Origin of the sequence: Clostridium weizhouense (genome assembly GCF_019431045.1) — a bacterium.
Taxonomy (GTDB): Bacteria; Bacillota; Clostridia; order Clostridiales; family Clostridiaceae; genus Clostridium; species Clostridium weizhouense.
The window spans coordinates 1-23,475 of sequence record NZ_JAHXPT010000023.1 but is presented as its reverse complement, the minus strand read 5'-3'; the positions used below and the strand labels follow the sequence as shown (position 1 = coordinate 23,475).

Genomic DNA, 23,475 nt, shown 5'->3' with positions numbered 1-23,475 from the left:
GGCTCAGTAGCTCAGTTGGTTAGAGTGCCGGCCTGTCACGCCGGAGGTCGAGGGTTCGAGCCCCTTCTGAGTCGCCAATTAAACTCTAGTGTTAAACTAGAGTTTTTTTATTTATATAAATTGTTATATCCAAACAGTTAATTTTTACTTTTTTTAAATTAACTGTTTTTTATTATAAAAAATTAAGGCACATGAAAGAAAAGACAATTCAAACATGGGCCTAAAATGTATATTATTTATTTTTTTGTAAATTCTTTTTTATTCTTATGTCTTCTGAATAAAATTTGCAAAGTTTGAAATCTCCGAGTAATCTAGAAGCTATTCTTTCACTAAAATGTTTAGTTATTTTAGGTAATGAAAAGTTTGTAGATACAAGCATTTTCTTTTTAGTAAGAATTCTTTTATTAATTATATTAAATAATTCTGTTATAGAAAAGTCATTAAGATGTTCAGCTCCTAAATCATCAATTATTAGTAAATCACAATTTAAAATTAAAGATTCTAAATTATAATCATTATTAAATCTAATATCCCTTAAATTTTTAATAAGTTCATCAGAAGTTTTATATATTACTAGGTATCCTTTGTCTAGTATAGCTTTTGCTAAACAGTATGAAAGATATGTTTTTCCGCTACCTGGATTACCATAGAATAATAAATTAGTTGAATCGGATGAAAAGTTAGGGAGATAATCTTTTAAAATATATTCTAGTATATTTTCCATATTCTTTCTAGGAGAGAATTTTTCATCTCCTAATTTGTGATTTGAAAATAAACTTAAATCAAAATTATTAAAATTATTAAATTTTATAGTACTTTCTAATTCTGAATCTTTATAATATAATCTTATTAATTTATCTTTATAACAGCTACATTTATTTGCACCTATAAATCCTGTATCTTTACATTTATTACATCTATAATGTAAGTTTAAATATTCTTGATCATATCCATTCTCAACTAACATTTCATATTTTTTTACTCTTAAATCTGTTATTTTTTCTTTAAACGCTTTAATTGTTTCATCACTATCCTCAGATTTAATTATTTCTAAAGACATTTTTAAAGATAGTTTTTGAATAGTATTGTCTAAATCAATAATACCTGGATGTTTATTAAGTATTTCTTGTTTACGCATTTTTAGATTTTTAGCTTCTATTTCTCTAATTTTATCATATATTTTTAGAATCTCACTTTGGTATCCACTAATCATCATTATCCCATCCTAATAATTTTTTCTCTAAAGAATCATAATCATATTCTCTTGCTTCAAAGTCATTAAACTTTAGAGCAGGTTTTTTAGCAATATAATTATTTTTAGTATAGTTATTTTTATTATAATTATTCTTATTTTTAGGTGCTTTGTCTTTAATTGCGATATCCTCTAATGTTTTTAAATTATTTTTATACCATTTAGATAATATTCCATCTATGTATTTAAAATCAGCTCTGTTTAATCTATTAAAACAAATATCACAGGCTTTAAAAATTAGTTCCGTTTGGAATTTATATATGAAAAGCCATTTTTCTATCATATCTTGTTGTGGTTTCATAATATCAGTATTTTTTATTCCTAAATAATTCAATATTTTTCTAATATTAATCCATTTATCTTCAGTTTGTTTTATTAGGTTTTGTGCATCCTCTATAGTTGTTACTTTTAAATCATGCCAAGATAAGGCCACTTTTTCTATATAACGAGAATCAACTTTGCCTTTTGCGATACAATATTCCATAAGTATTAAAATTAATTCTGATGAAAATCCAAGTTCTTTTTGCCAATTTAAATAAACAGACATTTCTTTAGGGGATAGTGGTCTTGCTAAAAGTTTTTCTATATCTTTTAACATATCTTTTGTTGTATTGCTATCAAGTGCTTCCAATAAATCTACTTGTTTATTACTTTCAATAGGTTCTTCAGATAACTCTAAAAATTCTACATTGAAATTTCCCATATTATCAATAGGGCTAAATTTAATAACGCCTTCATCATTCCAATAATTAAATGCATTCATAATATCAGATTCTAATAAATTTAGTGAGGAAGCTAGTATTGATGAGCTAACTCCTAATTCATTACAAGTACTATACTTTAGCATTAGCAGATAAACTTTTATAAATTCACCTCTAGCTCTAGGCATGTATCTTTCAATAAATACATTATTTACAGGAGTAAAAGCTAAGGGCTTACTTTTAAGCATAAATGTGCTCATTCTTTTTACTACCTACCTTTCATAATAAATTCTATTTAAGCTAATTATAACAAACCAATATTATAACCACAACAAAGAGAAGAAATAACCAAGTTTATGGGAAATGAATAATAAATTTTAAAAAGGAGAGACTACAATTTGTATTGTTTTAAAATATATAACGAAAGGACTAAATTATGGACACGAGAAAAACAAGAAAAATTAAATTTATAATATGCATTATATTGTTACTTAACTCTATAAATTTAGTAGTTAATGCAGATACTAACAGAATATATGAGGCATATGTAGATAATAGATTAATTGGATATATAGATAATAAAAACACTTTTAGAAATACTTATAAAGATACCAAAGAAGAATTAAATAATAGAATAGGATCTAAATGCATAAGAGATAAAAAAATAAAATTTAAATCTACGGATTTAAAATCTGAAATTTCTACTAAGGAAGAAATTGAAAGCAATATTATAAAAACAATAGATACTGAAGTTAATGCACAAACAATTAATATTAACGATAAAAATTGTGGTACTTTATTTAATAAAAATGAAGTAAATGAAGCAATAAAAAAGTTTACTAATGAGTATCTAAAAAATATGAACATTAATATAGATAATGTATTAGAAGTTAGTATTGACTCTGATTTTAAAACATCAGAGGAGAAAGTCCCTATATCACAAATAAATAACATTAATCAAATAGTAGATAATATAAATAATGATCCAAATATAAAAGATAATATAAATATAGATGTAAAAGTTAAGGAAGATAAGGAAGTTAGTATAGAACCTCAAACTACAATAAAGCAAGATGAATCTATGTATGTAGGTGAAAGCAAAATAATAGAAGATGGAGAATCAGGAAGCAAACATGTACTTTCAGAGGTAATATATCATAATGGAAATAAATTAAAAGAAAATATTATTTCAGAGGATATTCTAAAGAACGCAAAGGATAGGGTAGAGTGTATAGGTACAAAATCTCCGATTGGAAGTAATACTGCATTTTTACAGGCACCTACAAGAGGTGGATGGATTACATCAAAATTTGGAGCTAGATGGGGTAGAAATCACAATGGAATAGATATAGCTGGAAACACAGGGGACCCGGTTACAGCCGCTTATGATGGAACAATACAAGAAGCAGGTCAGGTAAGTGGATATGGAAACATGATTAAGATAAAACATCAAGATAATATAGAAACAATTTATGGGCATTTAAGTTCTATTAAAGTAAAAAAAGGTCAAAAAGTAAAAAAAGGTGATATTATAGGCTGTGTTGGAAGTACTGGTAGAAGTACAGGACCACATTTACATTTCGAATTAAGATCTAAAGGTAAACCAATAAACCCAGAAGGATATATATTAAATAATTAATTTATGCTTTAGCTAAACTTCTATCTAAAGTTATAAACAACACTTTTAAAAATAGCCAAATAGATAAGGCTACATCGAAATACAAGATTAAATTTGTATTTTGAAATAGCCTTTTTATTAGTTTATTTAATGCGGTTAAGGCATTAATTTATCAATATTTATAATACCTTCTCCTTGAATAAACTTTGGAATATCTTCAATAGGTTCACAAGAAACTTTTAATAAAGCAATAATATCTTTAAAAGTTAGGTTTGGATTGTTTTCAAAAAGTAATGTACATAATCCGCTAACATATGCTGTAGCTAATGATGTACCAGCATATGTTTTATATGGAGCATCAGGTTTATTAGGATAAATCTTTAAACCATTTTTTTCACTAATATAATTTGGGTTAGTATTTAAAGATACTATATTTACGCAGGCAGCACATAAATTTGGTTTTTCAGATTTTTTAAATGGGCCAGAAGAAGAAAAATCATATGTTTTTATTATTGAATTAACAGTATTTATTCCTGCAACAGTAATACAGGTATCTAAGGTAGCAATTCCCATAATAGATGGTGAGGAATTAAAATTACTTCCACTAGGAACTATTGGAATAACATTTTTAGATATTGCATATTTAAATACAGAATTAAAGCTTGATATGATAAATGTATTATGAGTTAATAGTTCAAATGGTAAGCATAATACTTTTATGTTATTTTCTTTAGAAATATTAATTAATGATTCAATAGAAAATAATATATCAGAAGCAAAGCCTTTACCTAGTTTATCAAAAGCTTTATAACAGAAAAGTTTACTTTTAGGAGCAACACCTCTATACATATTATTTGAAGACAAGCCGCTACCACATAAAATACCGCTTGTGGCTGTCCCATGTCCGTTATCATCATAGGGATAATTTAAGTTATTAATTAAATCTACAAATAAAGATATTTTATTACTCGGTTCTAATAAATCTTGATGAGGAAATACTCCACTATCTACAACTCCAATACCAATACCAGCACCTGATAAACTATATTTATCAGAGAAGTGTACTTTATTAGCAGTCGCTACACTCATACCACATAGAAATAAATATTCATCTAAATATACTTTTTCTATTTCAGGATATTCTATAATTCGCTCGATACCTCTGACATTTAAATTAGCACTTATGATGTTTGCGCTTTCTATTATATAATTTAATTTACCCTTATATGATAATACCTTCTTTTCTATAGATGATTGAAAGTTTTTATACTTTATAAGTACTCTATAATTCGTATAAGAATTATTAGCCATGTAGATTTTCAAATTATAATCTAGCTTATTTTTATATGAAAACATATTCTTCTCCCAATTATTTATTTTCAATATATAGTATATGAATAATAATTAGTTTGTTAATACATAAAGCTAGATAAATATTTAATATTCATTAATAAATTTGAAAAAAATAAATTTAAATATATAAATTTACTAAAATATATAGGTTTCTCCAATATCAAGTATTTTAATACCTGCATCTTTTAAGTTTAATAATGAAGATTTTGTTTCATCAAAGTCTTCTAATGATATTTTAAAAGTTTTATAATGTATAGGAATCATAATTTTACAGTTCATCATTTTAAACATTTCATAACTTTGATTAGGGGTACAATGCATGTAGGAAAAACGTTCAGGTTTATAACACCCAACAGGCATTAAAGCAATATCGCATGTAATTCCTTTAAAATTATCTGTAAATGCAGTATCACCAGCAAAAAACACCTTTTTATCGTTTCTTTCAATTAAGTATGAAAGACTTTCATTATCTATACCTATATAGAATCTTCTTCCATCATGTTTTGCTTCATATGCAGTAATACTTACATAATCATCTTTATAAGTTTCTCCAGGATGAAGTAAAAATACATTTTTAAATCCTAATAGTTTAAGTATGCGCTTATATCCTTTAGGAACTATTACAATTGCATCTTTATTTAGTTTACGAAGAGATGGAAAATGCATATGATCCATATGTCCATGAGATAGTAGGATATAGTCTACTTTTTTATTTTCTAAATATTTAGGTTTATCTACTACTCTTTTAAAATAACCTAATATATCAGATAATACAGGATCAGTAATAATTACTTTATTATCTAAATTCATTACTGTAGTTGCATGGCCAAACCAATTTATAGAATCTAATTTTAATTCATCAAATTTTGCAGAATCTCTTTTTTTAAAATATTCCGTTATATTATTTTTAGTTAAGTGAAATAAAAAATTTATATTTTTAAAAAAGTTCAAAGTTAATACTCCCTTTCAATAAATACACTAGTGTTTCCACTTAAATATTATAATACCAAGTATCATAATGGCAACACCTAGAAATTCATGTAAGGAAAATTTAATTTTTTCAGATCCAAATAATCCTAGAGAATCAATAACAGCCGCAGATAATAATTGTGCCACTAATATAATGCCAATACCACAAGTAGTACCCATCATGCCTATACTTTTCATTACTGTAAATATTATAATAACACCAAGAAGTCCACCTAATAAATATACTTTATTTGTTTCTTTTATACTGGTATAACTACCCTTGCCATAAAAGAATGTTATAAGTAATGTTATTATGAGTCCTGTAAGTTGAACTATAACATTTGTTTCCCAAAGTCCAATTTTTTCTCCTAGTCTTGTATTAAGAACACCTTGAAGGCTCATTGCAATTCCTGAAACTATTGCAAATATTATTCCCATCATAAAAATCACCTCAAAAGTAGTATTCCCAGAGATATAGTAAATATATATAAATAAAAAAAGTAACTCTATTAAAGAGCTACTTTTTCACACACGTTCGTTTCAAATGCATTTTGAATTTGAGTTTGAGTAAATCCTAAAGTTATTCCTAGACTTAAAATATCTTCAAATAAAGTAAGATAATGATCTTTTGAAGGTGATATTATTAAATCGTTTATATCAATATACAAATTTAAAAATTGATCACTTATACAATAGTCATTAGGCTTTACACAAATATTAGCTATGTCAGTATAATTATTATCTATGCCGAGAGTTAAAATTTGAGATAAGCAATCTATGTATTTTTTAAATACCACCTGCATATCTATAAAGTTATTGTTATCTTTCCAATACTTGAAACATTTAGTTTCATTTGCCAAATCACCGATTTTTACATGAAATTCAAGATTTTTTCTTGTTTCTAATTTGTAATAATCCAACTCATCATTTAATATTAAATTAGCATTAAACTTTCTTTGAGCTTCAAAGAGGTTTTTAATATTCATACTGAATCCCCCTAATTTTAATCGTTATTTTTATTTTACAAAAATTCTGAAATAAAAGAAAGTAGGAGAAAACGAATACAATAAAAATATTTGAATTTATTTTTAGCACAAATATGGAAAATTAATAAGAATTATCTATTATAATAATTCTTATTAATTATAATGTATAAATATTTACTTAAAATTCTTTTAGAATATAAGATTTTAACGGAACATCTTTTTTTTGAGTAGGAATTTTCCAAACTTCTATTTTCTTTATTCTTAATTTTACAAAAGAATTATCTTTATATATAGTAGGAAAATTTAATTTAACATCTTGTTTTTTGTAATCTTTTGATATATATCCCATATTAGCAATAGAAATAAAGTTATCATCAAATACTTTTACATTAAAACCGTTTAATATAAGAAGATCTTTTAATGAACGTGATATTCTTTTAATGTATCCTTTATTTTCAATTCTTAAATTAACGCTTTTAGTATTATCGTGTAAATATACATTATCAGTAGCATCAATTCTAAATGATTTGTATGGAGATATAACTTTTTGAATAACTGAATATAATTTGTCTAAATTAGGATTATCTACAATACCTAATGGAATAAAAGGCATTGGAGAATTTCTACTAGCTCTGAATTTTTTTGACATATTTTTTTGAATTGGTGAAATCACTTGATATGTTTCATCATCAAATAATGCAACTATATAATACTTCATATAAGCCTCACAATCTGAATTATTCTCGTAATTACAAAGTTTTAATAAATTATAACATATTAAATCAGATAATAGAAGAATAATTACAAACTGATTGAAGATAATAAAAATGTAATAATATAAAATATTTTACATTTTTTCACTTGATATTATAACAGTAAATCAAGAAAAATTTAACTATATTTTTTTAAAATTCTAAATAAGGAAAATTATAAAGTAAAATGTTTAAAAAAATATTAATATAAGGAAAAAATATTTGAATAAATATTTAAATAAATATTTAAATAAATTAAGTTTATGATATAATGATAAAAGTAGATTTTAATAATAAAATAGGGCAATAATGTCTAGTAGGAAAGTAATATTTAATTAATATAAATAATGAAAAAATAACGGAATTAATATATATTTTATGAATAGGGTGAATTCAATGGAAAGATTAGTTATAAATGGAGGGAATGTCCTTAAGGGCTGTGTTGATATCAATGGAGCTAAAAATGCAGCAGTGGCAATATTACCAGCAGCGATAATGGCTAGCGAAGGCAAATGCATAATTGATAATATACCAGATATTGAAGACGTACATTGCTTAGAGCGAATATTAAAAAGTTTAGGTTGCGATACTGTTAAAATAGATAATAATACTTTAGAGATAGATAGTACAAATGTAGATAAATTTGATGCATGCACAGATGATGTAAGAAGAATGAGAGCTTCATATTATTTTATAGGAGCTTTGTTGTCAAGATTTAAACAAGCAAGAGTCGTACTTCCAGGGGGATGCCCTATAGGGGTAAGACCAATAGATCAACATATAAAAGGTTTTGAAGCGCTTGGAGCAGATGTTGTAATAGAACATGGAGCAGTAAGTGTAAAAGCAGAGAAGTTAAGAGGAGCTAATATATTCTTTGATGTAGTATCTGTAGGAGCTACAATAAATGTTATGATTGCAGCTACTTTAGCAGAAGGCGTTACTACTCTAGAAAATGTTGCAAAAGAACCTCACGTAGTTGATGTAGCTAACTTTTTAAACTCAATGGGTGCTAATATAAAAGGTGCAGGAACAGATGTTATTAGAATTCAAGGGGTTGAGAAGTTAAGTGGATGTTCTTATAGTGTAATACCAGATCAAATCGAGGCTGGTACATTCATGATTGCTGCAGTGGCAACTCGTGGAGATGTTTATGTAAAGAATGTTATACCAAAACATTTAGAATCAATTTCTGCAAAACTTAAAGAAATGGGTGCTATAATTGAAGAAGGTGATGATTGCATAAGAGTTTCTGTTGATAAAGAATTAAAGAGCGTTAACATAAAAACTACGCCATATCCTGGTTTTCCAACAGATATTCAACAACCAATGTCAGCTTTATTAAGTACTACTGAAGGAAAGAGTTTAATTACTGAGTCTATATGGGAAAATAGACATAAACATATAGATGAACTTAAAAAGATGGGTGCTAATATAAAAGTTGAAGGAAGAGTAGCAATCATTGAAGGTATTAACAGATTAACTGGAGCAGTAGTTAAGGCTACAGACTTAAGAGCAGGTGCTGCTATGGTTATAGCAGGATTGTTAGCTGATGGTACAACTGAGATAACTAGTATAGAACATATAGATAGAGGGTATCCACATATAGAAAATAAGCTTAGAGCTTTAGGTGCAGATATTAGAAGAATTAATGTGGAACAATAATTTGAACATAACCAGGGGGGAATTTAGATGATATTTTGTTCTTTGTACAGTGGAAGTAGTGGGAATAGTATGTTTGTTTCTTCTGATAAAGCAAAAATATTAATAGATGCAGGGCTTCCTGGTAAGAAAATTGATGAAGCGCTAAAGTCAATAAAACAAGATCCAAAAGATTTAGATGGTATATTTGTAACACATGAACATAGTGATCACATAAAAGGTGTGGGTGTTTTATCTAGAAAATATGATATACCTATATATGCCAATTCTGGCACATGGACTGAAATGGAGTCATCAATTGGAAAAATAAAAGAACATAATATAAAAATAATTGATAAAAGGTCAATTACTGAGATAAAGGATTTAGATGTAAAAGCATTTAATATTCCTCATGATTCAATATCTCCAATGGGATATACAGTAATTAATAAAAATAAACAAATTAGTGTAGCCACTGATTTGGGTACATTTACAAGAGAAATATATGATAACATTAAAGATTCAGAGGTTATTTTACTTGAAAGTAATCATGATGTTAGTATGCTTAAATATGGCCCATATCCTTATAATTTAAAAAGAAGAATATTAAGTGAAATAGGTCATTTGTCTAATGATGATTGTGCAGTTGCTATCGTTGATTTGGTTAAAAATAGTCTTAATAAGAGAGTAATTTTAGGGCATTTAAGTAATACTAATAATCAACCAGATTTAGCATATCAAACAGTATTAAATGTACTAAGAGAAAATGGAATTGATGAAAAAAGAGACATAAGATTAACTATGGCAAATAGACATCAACCAAGTGAATATATAGAGATTTAAGTAAATTTATTAAATTTGCTATAAATAGATTAAAAATTATAATTTATAAAATAATAATAAAAGTGAGTATCAAGGGAGGATTTTAAAAATGAGTTTATATACAGATTGGACTGACATGGTTGTAGATTACGTAAAGACTAAAGGGGAAAATGCTTTTTGGCAAGAATATAGTAAATTAGAAAAAAGTATATACAAGGATTTATTAGCTAAACATAAAGAAGTTAAAAAGACTAAAATTGCTGATTTAGCTAAAGAATATAATTCTTCATTAGAATTTATTATGGGATTCATTGATGGAATAAATGATAGTTTAAAGAATCAATATGATTTAGAAACTATAGATGAAAACACTGAAATAGTATTAGATATCAACTTAGAAACTTTATATTACAATATGTTAGATGCAAAAGCTGAATATCTTTATACATTACCACAATGGGATGGAATTTTCTCAGAAGAAAAGAGAAAAGAAATTCAAAAGCAATTTAAAGATTCAAAAATTGTTAGAAATACTGAAAAAGTTGGAAGAAACGATGCATGTCCATGTGGAAGCGGAAAAAAATATAAAAAGTGCTGTGGACAAGGTAAATAATAAGACAACTATAATAAAAAGGATCCTATCAAAGGGTCCTTTTTAATCATACAGAAAAATATAGAATTTTTAAGTTTCATTAATCTAAAAAGTAGATTAAATATTGATCTATGCTTTATATTAATAGAGACTATAAAGTCTTTAATTTTGAATAAATAGTGTGATTTTTTACAAGTATAATGTATAAATATACATTGAATTAAAGTTCTTAAATTATATAAATTACAGATATAATTATCATATAATCTTTAAAATATTTTGGGGGGATCTTTATGGATAATAATTTGATGTGGTTAAATGAACAAAAGATATTAAGGACAATAAAAGCATTAGAAAAAAACAATATGAATGGATACTTAGTAGAATCTAAAAAGGCATTAATTGAAAAAATAGAGCAAATAATAAAACCGGAAAGTAAAGTTGCATTTGGAGGTTCAATGACTTTATTTGAATCTGGTGTTATGGATTATCTTAAAAAAGGAAGTTATAATCTTTTAGATAGGAATAGACCAGGAATTACTAAAGAGGAAGTCAGAGAAATATATATAAATGCGTTTAGTTCTGATGCATATTTTACAAGTTCAAATGCGATAACTGAAGAGGGAGAGTTATATAATGTTGATGGTACTGGAAATAGAGTTGCAGCAATGTTATATGGTCCTAAAAAAGTAATAGTAATTGCAGGGGTAAATAAGATTGTACCAACACTAGATGATGCGATAAAAAGAAATAGGAAATTAAGTGCTCCAACAAATGCAAAAAGATTAAATAGATTAACACCATGTTCAAAAGTAGGAAGTTGCATGGAGTGTAATAGTAAAGAAAGAATTTGTAATGAATACACATTAATAAGAAGACAAGCTGATAATGAAAGAATGCATATAATATTTTTAAATGAAAGTTTAGGATATTAGTAAATATTCTATTTTTATAATAGCATTTATAATGTCAGTTTCGCTCTTATAATAACTAGAATATCAACATCTACTTAAAATAGAGTTGATATATTTTATAGGATTATAAAAGACAATAATTAAATTATAATAGCATCAATATAGGAAATATTCTAAATTGATGCTACTTTTATCTAAAATAGTTATGTTTTAAAAGAATGTTTATATTTAAGTAGATAAATTAAACACATTTATTTAAGGAGAAATTATGAATATAACAATAATTACAGTAGGAAAATTAAAAGAAAAATACTTAAAGCAAGCAATTGATGAATACTCGAAGAGATTATCTCGTTATTGTAAATTAAATATAATAGAGTTAGCTGATGAACAAACACCTGACAATGCATCATTAAAAGATGAACTTATAATAAAAGATAAAGAAGGAAATAAAATATTAAGTTCTATAAAAGATAATATGTATGTAGTTACTTTAGATCTTAAAGGGAAAATGTTATCGTCAGAAGAATTATCTAAATTTATAGATAATTGCGGAGTAAGAGGTGACAGCAATATATGTTTTGTCATAGGAGGAAGCTTAGGATTAAGTGATTCAGTATTAAAAAGAGCTAATTATAGCTTATGTTTTAGTAAAATGACATTCCCCCATCAATTATTTAGAGTTATGTTATTAGAACAGATATATAGAAGCTTTAGGATTAGTAATGGAGAACCGTACCATAAATAATAGAGGAGAACTAATTCCAGATAATGGAATAGGTTCTCCTTTTTCTTTAATTTTAAGAATAAGATTAAATACAAATCTGACTGATTATTTTATGTATTTTAATTATAGTATCTGCATAAAAAATATACCACTTATAAGCCAAAATTAACCACTTACTGTTATTGTATTTACAATGGAAAAAGTAGTTAATATAATAAAAATGTGGGGAGTGAAAATATGAAAATACGAATTGAAGTAGATAATAAAATTGAAGAAAATGAAGTTATTATTAGATGTAATGAATTAAGTGAAGAAGTTAAAAATATTCAAGTTATGCTTGGTGATATCTTATTTGATAAGAAGCATATAACTTTTTACAAAGGGGATACTGAATACTATCTTTCATTAGAAAAAATTTTATTTTTCGATACTGAAGAGAATGGTATTTGTGCACATACTATTGACAATATTTATAATGTAAAATATAAGCTTTATGAGCTTGAAGAATTATTGCCAGGATATTTTATGCGAGTTTCAAAATCAACAATTCTAAATACAAATCATATTTACTCCATAACACGTAGTCTATCATCATCAAGTAAAGTTGAATTTCAAGATACTCACAAACAGGTATATGTTTCAAGATATTATTATAAACCTTTAAAAATTAAATTATTAGAAAAGAGGAAATGATATGAAAAAAGAAAGAATTTTTTGGGGAGCTTTACTTATATTAGTAGGTATTTTTTTAATTATAAGTAAACTTGGATACTTCCCAGATGTGAATGTATTTAGTTTACTGTTAACAGTTTTTTTAGTTGTGGTTATTGTGAAAAGTTTACCACGTTTAAATTTTTCGGGGATTCTATTTCCTATTGCATTTATTTGTATAATATATGATAAACAATTAGGAATTACAGCAATTACACCTTGGACTGTATTGTTAGCAGCATTATTTGGTAGTATTGGTCTTTCTATGATTTTTCATAAACATATTAAATGGAATAATCACAATCATAATTATCAAGAGTATGAATTTGAAAAAATTGATGTAGAAGATGAAAGTAATGTTAGATTTAAAAATTCATTTGGTGCAAGCATAAAATATATAAATACTGATAAGTTTGAACAAGGGAATTTTGATTGTTCTTTTGGTGCTATGAAAATATATTTTGATAATGCAGCTATGAGTAATGAAAATGCTATAGTTAGACTTAATGCTTCTTTTTCAGGAATAGAATTATATATACCAAAAACTTGGAATATTGATGATAAAACTAATGTATTTTTGGGTTCTGTCAATGAAAAAAATAGAAATAATCAAACAACAACAAATAATTTAACATTAGTTGGTGATGTTAGCTTTTCAGGAGTAGAAATAATTTATATTTAAAATAAATATGGGGTGTAGTAAGATTTGTGTAAAAGCAAATCTACTACATCCCATATTTTATTGTCATAATGGTTTAAATATTTTGATTTTTAGCTAAACAAAATGGAATTTACTATTATCATATACCATTATTATCATCTAATATTATTTGATTCAATAATAAATCTTCATAGGTACAAAGATTATCTTCTAAAGCATTTTTTCTTAATACTAAATAAAGTTCAGTGTTTGTAGCATTTTCATAAGGCATAACAAATAATATGCCTATAAATAGAGCTAATGTACCTAATAAATACCAACCAATAAATGATAAGTCTAATACAAACATATCAAATTTATGTCCTTCAGTCATTTCATTACTTAGAGCAATAGCTTTTTTAACTCCTATATTAGGATTATCTGCAAGAATATATGGCACCATTCTGTATGCATAATATTTTATTATACCAGGGATAATTAATAAAAGACTCCAAAGGAAAATAAAAATATCTTTTAATAACATTGTTTTTATTATGCTCATATAATTATTGCTATTGAATCCGAATCTAAAACATTCTGTATTATTTTTGTCTTGAGCAGATTGAACGAAATATCTTGTTCCACCTATTTCTAAGCAATAACCAAGAAAAACACGAAGAAGCAGTATTATTCCTATTGCTACTAAAAATGTAGTTAATGCAAGTGCTATAAAATTCCAATTTATAAAGATGTTATTATTAGTATTTGAATAAGCATAATCCCTTGAACTACTAGAGTGAAAACCACTGCCATTCCCCCAATGAGTATTACCTCCTGCGATAGCAATTACTATGCTAACAAGAAATGCATGCCAGTAATTTTTTCTTAAAACTGTTTTAGCTCTGGTTTTTAATTCTTTTCTAGACCACATATAAATCCTCCATATGCATTATTAATTTAGGTATTATTAATATTTATATTAATATTTATAAAATATTATAAAACAATTAATAATAATATATTATATAGTATTATATAACTTATTGCAATTTAAATAAATACATATATATAAACCTTTGGATACCATGTTTTTGAGAAGGATCATAAATTTTTAGAAATTGAAAATAATTATTATAGAAAAAATGAGATTTGGCGAAATAAGATAGCTAAATTTGAGGGTGGTAGGATTTTAGACACTGAACTTGTTACTAAAAATTTTGCTTTAGTAAAGTATATTCCTGAAGAGTTTAAATAAATAGATAATAAACTGATACTTAAAAATTATTTGTATAATTAGTAACATATAGGATATAATTTAGGTATATTATATAGATATGTATTAAATTAAAATAGATTAAAACTTTGGATGAGATAGTTCCAATTAAGGAACTATCTCAGATGTAACTAATATTTCTATTTGGTCAAGACCTTTGTATAGTCTTTCTTGGGAGAGATGCACTATACGAAGGTCTTTTTGTTATTTTATAGATATTTAAGTAGTACAAGAACAATTCCAAATAAAAATATAAGAACACCAAAGAACCTTTCATTTTCCTTTGCAATAAAAATCTCGAACCAACTATTCCCTTTACGTCCTTTGACCTTCATATACATTTCCTCTCTTTCTAGTCCAACATTATCTATATAAAACCGAAATATTCTACCTTAACAATTTTATTAAACCATGTAAGGACCATTACATAAGACTTATAGTTAAGAATGTGGATATATTTCAGTAAATAGACATATGAAAGGAGAATAAAGAAAAATAAAGAGGTTTTTATTTATGGGAATTTATTTCCATTTAGGTAAAATACATTCAAATATAATTTTTAACTTTAAGCTAATAATTACGTAGTATTGACTATATTTATGTTTCCCATTAATTTTAAATTTTTAGTTTTAATCCCTCTCCCTATTATATTGTAGCATAATCTCAATAGGAAATATATGGTAAAATGATTTTTAGCAAAAAAATAAAATATTATGTCTCTAATATTTTTAACTTAAATGATAATTTAAAAAAATGCTATCTCAAATAGAATTTCAGATAGCAACTTTTGATTAATTTTTTTTAGAAGTTTCAATAACATTTCTTGTTTTACTTATTTTTTCATAAAATAATTCGGAATCTTTTTTAAATACACAAAGTAAAACATGTAAGAATATAAGTAAATTTATTATAATAACTATAAACATAACTATTATAATGTAGTTAACAAATTCAGTTTTATTTATATCTATTGTTTTAAAAAGTATTTTGTTAACACCAAAAACACAATAATAAAGAATACCATATCGTATAAATACTTCTTTAAATAATAATCTTTTATTTTTACCTTTTATCTTTATTTTTACTATATATTTTCCAAGAGTCTTTCCATTAGTAAAATAAACTATACATATAAAATATATAAATATTACGATATTTTCTAAAAGAATATTATTTTCTATGTTAGGAATAAATCCAAGTATAAACCAGTCAATTAAAAATGCTAGAAATCTTCTAAAATAACTTACATTTAAATTTTCTAAATCTATATCATCATCTAATTTATTAGATTTAGGAAGGAAAAAAGTAAATATAGGCGCTATTAAGTATCCAATATATCCACCAAATGTATTTAGTATTAAGTCATCTACATCAAAAAGTCTATAAGGTGCATTATATATACCATATAAACCTGTTATTTGTGTAATTTCAAAAAATAATGAAACAGAAAAACTTATTAATAATGTACTCTTTAAGTCTTTTCTAAAATAATATCTTAAATAAATCCCAAGTGGGGTAAGTAAAATCCCATTAAATGCAGCCTGTAAAAATGAACGTTCTTTTAATATATTTATATAAGTCGAAGGCTTTGCAAATATAACATTTGTTTCTTTTAAGAAATCAAAAATGAAATTAAAAGGAATTAATTGATAATATTTTGTACCATCACTTTGTAAACTACGGACATCAGTTGTTTGTGGAAGAGGCAATATAATAAGATAATACGCTACTATTAAATATAAAAGAAAAGAATATAAAATTAAGTTCCTAAATATATTTATATAACTATACTTTCTATATTGATATATTACAAAAGGAAATGTTATAAAAAAAGCTAAAAAAGGAAATGTTATAAAGGCTATTTTGATAGGAAACATGTAAGTTTGCATTTTTTACCCTCCAGTAATTTATCATAGTATCATTTTAGTATATACATTTGAATGTATTTTAAATCATTTTTTTTCATTAGACCTATTTCCTATGAAAAGGCAAATTCTTTTAGTTTCTTTTCATTGATAATTTTAATATTTCTATACTCCAATTTAACCCAATTTTGTTTTTCAAAATCATTTAATATTTTAGTTACTGTAACTCTACAGCTTCCAATAAGTTGAGCAACTTCTTCATGAGTATAATCAATACTATATATAGTATCATTTTTATTTTCTTTAAAATAAACTCCTAATCTTATTAATATTTGAGCAACCTTCTTATCAGCTTTAAAAAATGCCATAGTATTAATTTGAGTAGCAAGATTATGAATAGTAAATGACATAAAGTAAAACATTTGAATCATTAACTCAGGATATTTTGTTAAATAGGGAAATAATCGCTCTAAGTCAACTGATATTAACTCTACATCAGTTGCAGCACTTACTGATGTTAATCTTGATGCATAACTAAAACATGAAGATTCTCCAAACAATCTACCCTGTCTTAAAATTTCAACCGTTAGTTCTGTACCTTCCTTTGAAACTAAAAAAATTCTAACACGTCCAGATTTAATAAGATAAAATTTTTCTGCTAAATCTTCTTGAAAATATATTATTTCGTTTTTTTTATATTTTTGTATTGTACCTGCTTTTTCAAATATTTTATATAAATTTTTACTTATTTCAATAGATGATTTTTGAAAACCTTTATTATGATTAAGCAAACTATCACTTCCTTATTTTTTGAATATGTCTAAATTATAGACATGTTTTAAAATATAAAAATTAATTTTAAATGTGGTAAAATTTATAATTAGATTGTAGTATATACTACAATCTAATATCAACCTTAAGTGTTAAAATAATTTAAAATTACCAAATAGGAAGGGTTAAAAATGGAAGAAAAACAAAAGTTATGGACTAAGAATTTTATGTTAGCACTTATCATTACAATAGGAGTAAACCTTTGTTGTAATTTATTATTATCAATTATATCAATTTATGCTATACAGGTTACAAATACTAATGCATATACTGGAATAATGACAGGAGCGTTTACTTTAGCTTCTTTGTTTATAAGAATATTTGCAGGTAAAATGTTAGATAAAATAGGCAGAAAAAAGATACTATTATTAGGTATAGCAGTTACTTCTATAGCTACAATTGGATATGTATTTTCTAATGGAATATATTCACTTATATTTCTTAGAGCAATGCAAGGTATTGGATTTGGCATATCATCAACAGCTATAGCAACAATTGTAACTGATGTTACTCCACAATCTAGATTGCTTGAGGGAATAGGGTATTCAGGAGTAGGAATTACAATAACTACAGCTATAGGGCCATCAATTGCTATGTATATTGTAGGAAGTGATTATACTCAATTTAAATTATTATTTATTTCTACATTTATAGTATCTATGCTCACTATGGCGATATCTTTTATTATATCTTATGAAAGTAAAGTTAAGGAATGTGAAGAGAAAAAAGAAGAGAAGATTAGTACTCATTCTTTAAATAAGGAAATTATTGTACCAGCAATAGTTTTAGGACTAGCTGCAATTTCAGAAAGTACGATAATGTCATTTACAGCTTTATATGGAATAGAATTAGGATTTAATAATGTAGGGACCTTCTTTTTAATAAATGCATTGGGAATCTTAGTATCAAGGGTATTTATAAATAAAATTGTAAATAAGTTTGGTATGAATACTGTATTAAGTATAGGTTTATTTATATTTGCAGTTATGATTTTTGGAATGTCAATTGCACAAACTAGCTTAATGTTAAACGTGTTTGGATTTTTTTGTGGTATTATGATGGGATCATTATTACCAATTATAAATGTTATGATTATAAATTCAGTAGATGATAGCATGAAAGGAATGGCAAATGCTATTTATTATGCTTTATTAGATGGGGGATATGGTATTGGGTCTATATTATGGGGAAAAGTTGTTATTAACTTAGGATACCGTCCTATTTATTCTTTTGCAGCAATTGTATTAATGATTGCACTTTTAGTATTTATATCAAAATTAATCTATATAAGAGTAAAAGAACATTCTACAAGTAGAATAACTAATTAATTTAGGGGATATTTTCTGGGAAATATTTGAAATTAAAGTATATCAAAGAAGGTTATAATTCTTTGATATACTTTTTTGTTTTTTACGGAATTACAACAGAGAAAGAATTATAGTTAATTCAAATTATAATTTTGTTCTAAGGTTAAGAAATAAAACATAAAAAGAAAATTTATTTGTTTAGTATATCTTTTTTTATATAATAAATTTTTAATATAAAGTAATCATTGATACAATAGAAGTATAAAAATTATATAAGTATGAAAATAAAGATGAAATATATACTTTAACAGATTTTATTTTTAGGAGATGGTGAGTTTATATGAGAAAAGAGGTTAGCTTAAAAGATATTTTAATAATTATGCAAAGAGCATTTAATGCTATGGATCAAAGGTTATTAGATCATGGAGAAAAGGTAGCATATATATTATTAAATTTATTAAGACAACATGGTAGTTATAGTGAAGAGGAAATGATAAAGTTATGTACATTAGCGGTTTTCCATGATATTGGTGCATATAAAGTAGCTGAAAGAGATAAATTACTGGAGATTGACTCTATAAAACCAATTAATCATGCAGTTTATGGATCATTATTTATTAAATATTTTTCTCCAATAGGAGATTTATCAAATGCTGTTTTAGGTCATCATTTTACAGCAAAGTACTTAAAAGAACATAAAATAACAAATATACCTGATGAAGCTTTATTATTAGGATTAGCTGATTATATTTCATTAATTCAATTGAAAAGTGGAAAAATTGATAAAAATAGAGTTGAGAGCAAATATGTTGAATACACGCTAGAAAACATAAATTTATTTTTAGAAGTTAGCAAAAAAGTTGATTTTAATACTACTCTTAATAATGATATTTATAAAAAAGAGTTATATGCTTTTTTTGACACTAAAAATGTTAACAAGGATGAGATTATAAAATATACAAAGATGTTAACTTATGCTATAGATTTTAGGAGTGAAGCAACTGTAAGACATACAATAGTTGTAGAAGCTGTTAGTTATCAGATAGCAAAATTATATGGATTTGCTGATGAAACATGCAATACTATTAGAATTGCAGCAATGCTTCATGATATAGGTAAAATAGCAATACCTGTAAACATCTTAGAAAAGCCAGGTAAACTTACTGAAAATGAATTTGAGAAAATGAAAGATCATGTTAGTATCGGTTATAAAATATTAAGTAATTTAGATATAGATGATATTAGAGATATAGCAATGGCACATCATGAAAAATTAGATGGAATGGGTTATCCATTTGGCCTTAAGGGTGATGAAATATCAAATGAGGCAAGAATAGTAGCGGTTGGGGATATTTTTAGTGCATTATTAGGAGTTAGAAGCTATAAAAATGAATTTAGTAAAGACAAAATAATAATGATTCTTAAAAATATGTCAGAGAATAATAAAATAGATGCTAAAATAGTGGATTTAGTTATTAAAAATTATGATTCTATAATAGAAGAAATTAAAGAAGAGACTGATAGTTTAATTAAAATTTATGAGAATATGAAAGATGAATATAATGAATTATTAAAAGATCTTAAATAAAGAACTATGTTTTAAAAAGTTATAAATATGTGAATAAAGCAACTCTAGTGATATAATTTAAATAGAAATAAATCTATTGGGGGTATTAAAAATGTTAGAAATAACTAGTACAAAAAAAGCGCCACAAGCTATAGGTCCTTATTGTCAAGCAATAAGTTTTGGAAATCTTTTATTTACATCAGGACAAATAGCATTAGATCCTATAAGTGGAGTATTGGTAGGGAAGAACATTGAAGAACAAACAATTCAAGTAATGAAAAATATATCAGCTTTACTAGAAGAAAATAATATTGATTTTAAAAATGTAATAAAAACAACTTGCTTTTTATCAGATATGTCTGATTTTCAGGTATTTAATGAAGTGTATTCAAAATATTTTATTAGTAAACCAGCACGTTCTTGTGTAGCTGTAAAAGAACTTCCTAAGAATGCATTATGTGAAGTAGAGGTAATAGCATATAAATAGTAGTTATAAGAAATGAAATTAAGTTTTAATATTATTAGTACTGAAATAAAAATAAAATAATTAAATTTTATTTTTGATTTTATATAGAAAAGTTATCTTAAATTAAAGTTTTAGTTTAAGGTAACTTTTTTTATGAATCTATAAAAGAGCAAAATAATAAAATTAATTTATTTAAATGAATATACAAATTTAAAGCGGTTAAAAATAGTTTAAAGAATAAAATACACGAAAAAATAAAATATAAGGAATGGAGGAATAAATAATGATAAAACAAGTATATAGCCTTGAGTTTAAGGAAGAAGTAGGAAATGAACTTACAGTTGTAGATTTTTTTACTGATTTGTGTAGTCCGTGTCAAATGCTATCAGCTATTTTAGAAGAACTAGAAAGTGAAATGCAAGAAAAAGTTAAATTTTTAAAGGTAGACATAAATAAAAGTGTAGATTTAGCTAATAAATTTAAAATAAATTCAGTACCAACTCTAATAATTTTTGAAAATGGTCAACCAATAGATACATTAATAGGATTTTTACATAAAGAAAAACTAAAAGAAAAAATAGAATCTTACTTATAATATTTAATAAATTAATTATTTTAGATTAAAGAGTATATAAATTATTTTTATACTCTTTAATCTTTAAATTGAATCTATCATTATAATTAAAAACTATATGAGAGATTATTTGTATAAGAATTAAATGTATATTTTGTACTAGGCATTGTTAGAGATGTTAATACTTCATAACCATATAAAGTTTCTAAACTATTATCATGAATTTTAAATTCATTACTAATATTTTCTTTATCATAAATTGAGTTTAAAAAATCCAATGAATATTTACTTAAAAAATCCTGTTGTTGTTTTTTAGTAAGATAATCTTTTTTTATAATTTTTCTAGTTTTATAATGTACATTTAAAAATAAATCTTTTTCATCTAAATTATCATTAAAGTAATTTGTCTTTGCTCCCTTTAAATACGTTAAAATTGTCCACGAATTTCTAGTTATATCTTTTCTCATATTATTATAAAGAGTTTTTCCGTCTAAATTATTATCAAGCTCTGTAATAAGTATAGCTGTAGGAATATCGGCTAAAGATATATCATTTATTAGTGATGAATAATTTGGAGTTAAACAAAGTAAGGCTTTTATAATGTTTTTTCCTTTTTCTTTTTGATTTTTAGTTATATATTGAATACCTTCACAGCCAAGAGAATGTCCAATAAGCACTATATTAGAAATATCTCCTTTATTATTTAAATTCACACCATAACCAACATCTAAACCATTTATGGCTTTTGTAAGATTAGTTAAGTGTTTATTAAATAAATCTATGGACAGTTTATAAGAAGGATCTTTAGAATTAATATATTCACCATTGACATCTACACTTATAGTTAAATAACCTTGTTTAGCTAAATTGTCAACTAAATATCTCAGTCCTAAATCGTATCTTTCATTAACTCTTATATTATTTTTTGAGGCTAAAAAATGAGAGCCATGCAATAAAAAAACTATAGGATGATTTTGATTATTTTCTGGCACACCTATGATTCCCCTTAATGGATAGATTTGAGTATAATTGTTTTCTAATTTTACAGTTGTATCTCCAAAATCAAATTCTTTTAGAATAACATTAGAAAGTGTTTTATTTTTGCAATTTTTTATATTATAGATATTGTTTATTTTAGTAGTATTAATATTAGTATAATTATTCTGGATTATTAGATTAATAACAATAAATAAATAAATAAACAACTGAAAAAATATATTATTAAATATATTTTTTTTCATTAAATATCGTATCCTTTCCTTCAGTTAGCTTTAAAATTCTTATAATTTTATTGTTTCAAAAAACTTTACAATTATACTTTAAGTAAATTAAAAGTAGACTTTATTAATTAAATTTAAGATATTATAAGTAAAAAATAAATATAAAATCAATAAGATAAACTGTTACCCCTTGTAGGTATTTATATTAATTAGTTCATTAAAAATATTCTTACTAAGTATAAGGAATTACTATTGAGCGATAAACATAGTAGAAAAATATTTCATAAACTTTATAAATGATGTTAGTAATAGTAGCAAATATCTATAATTATTCATATATAAAAATAAAACGCATCCTAGTGTATCAATATTTATATTAATGAGAAATATAGAGGATATAATAGTATTATGAGATTAATTCTGGTAAATGGAAAAGATAATGATAAATGTATTAGATATGTGTGATAAGATAAAACACGTCGCAAAGAGATGTGGACAGCAAGAATGTCTAGTTTGAGTTTATTAAAAACTAAAAAAAGATGTTTGACATAATTCGAATCAAGTGATATAATAAATGAGTCGCTTGGATGTGACACGAAAAAACAAAAGCTGACAACGAGAGTTGAAGCGAAAGAAAATGGTCTTTGAAAATTGAACAGAATATAAAAAATACATTTAAGTAAACCAGCAATTCTTT

Annotated in this window: 24 protein-coding genes and 1 tRNA gene; 13 read left to right on the top strand and 12 right to left on the bottom strand. The window is 25.0% G+C overall.

The annotated features are described in order from the left end of the window. Nucleotides 1-77, top strand: a tRNA-Asp gene (locus KYD98_RS17665). Nucleotides 78-232: 155 nt separating this feature from the next. Here the strand turns inward: KYD98_RS17665 and KYD98_RS17660 are convergent. Beyond that, on the bottom strand, nt 233-1,213 hold the full coding sequence (locus KYD98_RS17660) for an ATP-binding protein (protein WP_219781374.1): 981 nt from the start codon (nt 1,211-1,213) through the stop codon (nt 233-235). Continuing rightward, the gene (locus KYD98_RS17655) at nt 1,206-2,213 is read right to left on the bottom strand and encodes a DnaD domain protein (RefSeq protein WP_219781373.1); all 1,008 of its coding nucleotides are present in this window, start codon (nt 2,211-2,213) and stop codon (nt 1,206-1,208) included. The genes KYD98_RS17660 and KYD98_RS17655 overlap by 8 nt, the downstream gene beginning before the upstream one ends. A 176-nt stretch (nt 2,214-2,389) precedes the next feature. Between KYD98_RS17655 and KYD98_RS17650 the strand changes: the two genes are divergently transcribed. Beyond that, nucleotides 2,390-3,592 (top strand): peptidoglycan DD-metalloendopeptidase family protein, encoded by a 1,203-nt coding sequence (locus tag KYD98_RS17650; RefSeq protein ID WP_219781372.1) that lies wholly within the window; start codon nt 2,390-2,392, stop codon nt 3,590-3,592. A 135-nt stretch (nt 3,593-3,727) separates the two neighbouring features. Here KYD98_RS17650 and KYD98_RS17645 read toward each other — a convergent pair whose 3' ends face one another. The 5 genes from KYD98_RS17645 to KYD98_RS17625 form a co-directional block, all read right to left on the bottom strand. Next, nucleotides 3,728-4,927: a S8 family peptidase gene (locus KYD98_RS17645; RefSeq protein WP_219781371.1), complete on the bottom strand. Its 1,200-nt coding sequence runs from the start codon at nt 4,925-4,927 to the stop codon at nt 3,728-3,730. A 132-nt stretch (nt 4,928-5,059) separates the two neighbouring features. After that, nucleotides 5,060-5,875 carry an MBL fold metallo-hydrolase gene (locus KYD98_RS17640; protein WP_219781370.1) on the bottom strand — a complete coding sequence of 272 codons (816 nt, stop codon included), beginning with the start codon at nt 5,873-5,875 and terminating at the stop codon, nt 5,060-5,062. Nucleotides 5,876-5,902: 27 nt separating this feature from the next. Further along, nucleotides 5,903-6,334 (bottom strand): DMT family transporter, encoded by a 432-nt coding sequence (locus KYD98_RS17635; RefSeq protein WP_219781369.1) that lies wholly within the window; start codon nt 6,332-6,334, stop codon nt 5,903-5,905. 68 nt (nt 6,335-6,402) lie between these two features. Beyond that, nucleotides 6,403-6,879 carry a dUTP diphosphatase gene (locus KYD98_RS17630; protein WP_219781368.1) on the bottom strand — a complete coding sequence of 159 codons (477 nt, stop codon included), beginning with the start codon at nt 6,877-6,879 and terminating at the stop codon, nt 6,403-6,405. 178 nt (nt 6,880-7,057) lie between these two features. Then, nucleotides 7,058-7,597: a hypothetical protein gene (locus tag KYD98_RS17625; RefSeq protein ID WP_219781367.1), complete on the bottom strand. Its 540-nt coding sequence runs from the start codon at nt 7,595-7,597 to the stop codon at nt 7,058-7,060. Between the two features lie 430 nt (nt 7,598-8,027). Between KYD98_RS17625 and murA the strand changes: the two genes are divergently transcribed. The 7 genes from murA to KYD98_RS17590 all read left to right on the top strand — a co-directional run bounded on the left by murA (nt 8,028) and on the right by KYD98_RS17590 (nt 13,717). After that, complete coding sequence (gene murA, locus KYD98_RS17620; RefSeq protein WP_219781366.1) at nt 8,028-9,293, top strand: UDP-N-acetylglucosamine 1-carboxyvinyltransferase; 1,266 nt, start codon at nt 8,028-8,030, stop codon at nt 9,291-9,293. Nucleotides 9,294-9,320: 27 nt separating this feature from the next. Beyond that, nucleotides 9,321-10,112, top strand: coding sequence for an MBL fold metallo-hydrolase (locus tag KYD98_RS17615; protein WP_219781365.1), 792 nt, complete (start codon nt 9,321-9,323; stop codon nt 10,110-10,112). An 88-nt stretch (nt 10,113-10,200) separates the two neighbouring features. Next, on the top strand, nt 10,201-10,704 hold the full coding sequence (locus KYD98_RS17610) for an SEC-C metal-binding domain-containing protein (RefSeq protein WP_219781364.1): 504 nt from the start codon (nt 10,201-10,203) through the stop codon (nt 10,702-10,704). Nucleotides 10,705-10,976: 272 nt separating this feature from the next. After that, the gene (locus tag KYD98_RS17605) at nt 10,977-11,618 is read left to right on the top strand and encodes a lactate utilization protein (RefSeq protein WP_219781363.1); all 642 of its coding nucleotides are present in this window, start codon (nt 10,977-10,979) and stop codon (nt 11,616-11,618) included. 247 nt (nt 11,619-11,865) lie between these two features. Further along, on the top strand, nt 11,866-12,345 hold the full coding sequence (gene rlmH, locus KYD98_RS17600; RefSeq protein ID WP_219781362.1) for a 23S rRNA (pseudouridine(1915)-N(3))-methyltransferase RlmH: 480 nt from the start codon (nt 11,866-11,868) through the stop codon (nt 12,343-12,345). 216 nt (nt 12,346-12,561) lie between these two features. Continuing rightward, entirely contained in the window at nt 12,562-13,017 is a 456-nt protein-coding gene (locus KYD98_RS17595) for a LytTR family DNA-binding domain-containing protein (protein WP_219781361.1), read from the top strand. A gap of 1 nt (nt 13,018) precedes the next feature. Next, nucleotides 13,019-13,717 carry a LiaF transmembrane domain-containing protein gene (locus KYD98_RS17590; protein WP_219781360.1) on the top strand — a complete coding sequence of 233 codons (699 nt, stop codon included), beginning with the start codon at nt 13,019-13,021 and terminating at the stop codon, nt 13,715-13,717. A gap of 118 nt (nt 13,718-13,835) precedes the next feature. On the opposite strand, the gene KYD98_RS17585 is transcribed toward KYD98_RS17590, so the two are convergent. The 4 genes from KYD98_RS17585 to KYD98_RS17575 all read right to left on the bottom strand — a co-directional run bounded on the left by KYD98_RS17585 (nt 13,836) and on the right by KYD98_RS17575 (nt 17,604). Next, nucleotides 13,836-14,606, bottom strand: a complete 771-nt coding sequence (locus tag KYD98_RS17585; protein ID WP_219781359.1) for a DUF975 family protein — start codon at nt 14,604-14,606, stop codon at nt 13,836-13,838. Between the two features lie 551 nt (nt 14,607-15,157). Then, entirely contained in the window at nt 15,158-15,283 is a 126-nt protein-coding gene (locus KYD98_RS18350) for a hypothetical protein (protein ID WP_258049917.1), read from the bottom strand. Nucleotides 15,284-15,739: 456 nt separating this feature from the next. Beyond that, nucleotides 15,740-16,837: a VanZ family protein gene (locus tag KYD98_RS17580; protein ID WP_219781358.1), complete on the bottom strand. Its 1,098-nt coding sequence runs from the start codon at nt 16,835-16,837 to the stop codon at nt 15,740-15,742. A gap of 89 nt (nt 16,838-16,926) precedes the next feature. Then, nucleotides 16,927-17,604: a Crp/Fnr family transcriptional regulator gene (locus KYD98_RS17575; protein WP_219781357.1), complete on the bottom strand. Its 678-nt coding sequence runs from the start codon at nt 17,602-17,604 to the stop codon at nt 16,927-16,929. Between the two features lie 171 nt (nt 17,605-17,775). On the opposite strand from KYD98_RS17575, the gene KYD98_RS17570 reads away from it, so the two are divergent. The 4 genes from KYD98_RS17570 (at nt 17,776) to trxA (ending at nt 21,579) form a co-directional block, all read left to right on the top strand. After that, nucleotides 17,776-18,972, top strand: a complete 1,197-nt coding sequence (locus KYD98_RS17570) for an MFS transporter (protein ID WP_219781356.1) — start codon at nt 17,776-17,778, stop codon at nt 18,970-18,972. A 319-nt stretch (nt 18,973-19,291) separates the two neighbouring features. After that, complete coding sequence (locus tag KYD98_RS17565; RefSeq protein ID WP_219781355.1) at nt 19,292-20,539, top strand: HD domain-containing phosphohydrolase; 1,248 nt, start codon at nt 19,292-19,294, stop codon at nt 20,537-20,539. 91 nt (nt 20,540-20,630) lie between these two features. Beyond that, nucleotides 20,631-21,005, top strand: coding sequence for a RidA family protein (locus KYD98_RS17560; protein WP_219781354.1), 375 nt, complete (start codon nt 20,631-20,633; stop codon nt 21,003-21,005). A 262-nt stretch (nt 21,006-21,267) separates the two neighbouring features. Next, nucleotides 21,268-21,579, top strand: coding sequence for a thioredoxin (trxA, locus tag KYD98_RS17555; protein WP_219781353.1), 312 nt, complete (start codon nt 21,268-21,270; stop codon nt 21,577-21,579). 86 nt (nt 21,580-21,665) lie between these two features. Here trxA and KYD98_RS17550 read toward each other — a convergent pair whose 3' ends face one another. Then, entirely contained in the window at nt 21,666-22,799 is a 1,134-nt protein-coding gene (locus KYD98_RS17550) for an alpha/beta hydrolase (RefSeq protein ID WP_219781352.1), read from the bottom strand. Nucleotides 22,800-23,475: the final 676 nt, after the last annotated feature.

Excerpts from the sequence above, each read along its gene's own strand:
- KYD98_RS18350 (WP_258049917.1), bottom strand. The coding sequence starts at position 15,283 with ATGAAGGTCAAAGGACGTAAAGGGAATAGTTGGTTCGAGATTTTTATT.
- KYD98_RS17605 (WP_219781363.1), top strand. The coding sequence starts at position 10,977 with ATGGATAATAATTTGATGTGGTTAAATGAACAAAAGATATTAAGGACA.
- KYD98_RS17550 (WP_219781352.1), bottom strand. The coding sequence starts at position 22,799 with ATGAAAAAAAATATATTTAATAATATATTTTTTCAGTTGTTTATTTAT.
- KYD98_RS17580 (WP_219781358.1), bottom strand. The coding sequence starts at position 16,837 with ATGCAAACTTACATGTTTCCTATCAAAATAGCCTTTATAACATTTCCT.
- KYD98_RS17570 (WP_219781356.1), top strand. The coding sequence starts at position 17,776 with ATGGAAGAAAAACAAAAGTTATGGACTAAGAATTTTATGTTAGCACTT.
- KYD98_RS17615 (WP_219781365.1), top strand. The coding sequence starts at position 9,321 with ATGATATTTTGTTCTTTGTACAGTGGAAGTAGTGGGAATAGTATGTTT.
- KYD98_RS17650 (WP_219781372.1), top strand. The coding sequence starts at position 2,390 with ATGGACACGAGAAAAACAAGAAAAATTAAATTTATAATATGCATTATA.
- KYD98_RS17625 (WP_219781367.1), bottom strand. The coding sequence starts at position 7,597 with ATGAAGTATTATATAGTTGCATTATTTGATGATGAAACATATCAAGTG.
- KYD98_RS17565 (WP_219781355.1), top strand. The coding sequence starts at position 19,292 with ATGAGAAAAGAGGTTAGCTTAAAAGATATTTTAATAATTATGCAAAGA.
- KYD98_RS17590 (WP_219781360.1), top strand. The coding sequence starts at position 13,019 with ATGAAAAAAGAAAGAATTTTTTGGGGAGCTTTACTTATATTAGTAGGT.
- trxA (WP_219781353.1), top strand. The coding sequence starts at position 21,268 with ATGATAAAACAAGTATATAGCCTTGAGTTTAAGGAAGAAGTAGGAAAT.
- KYD98_RS17585 (WP_219781359.1), bottom strand. The coding sequence starts at position 14,606 with ATGTGGTCTAGAAAAGAATTAAAAACCAGAGCTAAAACAGTTTTAAGA.
- KYD98_RS17630 (WP_219781368.1), bottom strand. The coding sequence starts at position 6,879 with ATGAATATTAAAAACCTCTTTGAAGCTCAAAGAAAGTTTAATGCTAAT.
- KYD98_RS17655 (WP_219781373.1), bottom strand. The coding sequence starts at position 2,213 with ATGAGCACATTTATGCTTAAAAGTAAGCCCTTAGCTTTTACTCCTGTA.
- KYD98_RS17560 (WP_219781354.1), top strand. The coding sequence starts at position 20,631 with ATGTTAGAAATAACTAGTACAAAAAAAGCGCCACAAGCTATAGGTCCT.
- KYD98_RS17635 (WP_219781369.1), bottom strand. The coding sequence starts at position 6,334 with ATGATGGGAATAATATTTGCAATAGTTTCAGGAATTGCAATGAGCCTT.
- KYD98_RS17610 (WP_219781364.1), top strand. The coding sequence starts at position 10,201 with ATGAGTTTATATACAGATTGGACTGACATGGTTGTAGATTACGTAAAG.
- KYD98_RS17645 (WP_219781371.1), bottom strand. The coding sequence starts at position 4,927 with ATGTTTTCATATAAAAATAAGCTAGATTATAATTTGAAAATCTACATG.
- murA (WP_219781366.1), top strand. The coding sequence starts at position 8,028 with ATGGAAAGATTAGTTATAAATGGAGGGAATGTCCTTAAGGGCTGTGTT.
- KYD98_RS17660 (WP_219781374.1), bottom strand. The coding sequence starts at position 1,213 with ATGATTAGTGGATACCAAAGTGAGATTCTAAAAATATATGATAAAATT.
- KYD98_RS17595 (WP_219781361.1), top strand. The coding sequence starts at position 12,562 with ATGAAAATACGAATTGAAGTAGATAATAAAATTGAAGAAAATGAAGTT.
- rlmH (WP_219781362.1), top strand. The coding sequence starts at position 11,866 with ATGAATATAACAATAATTACAGTAGGAAAATTAAAAGAAAAATACTTA.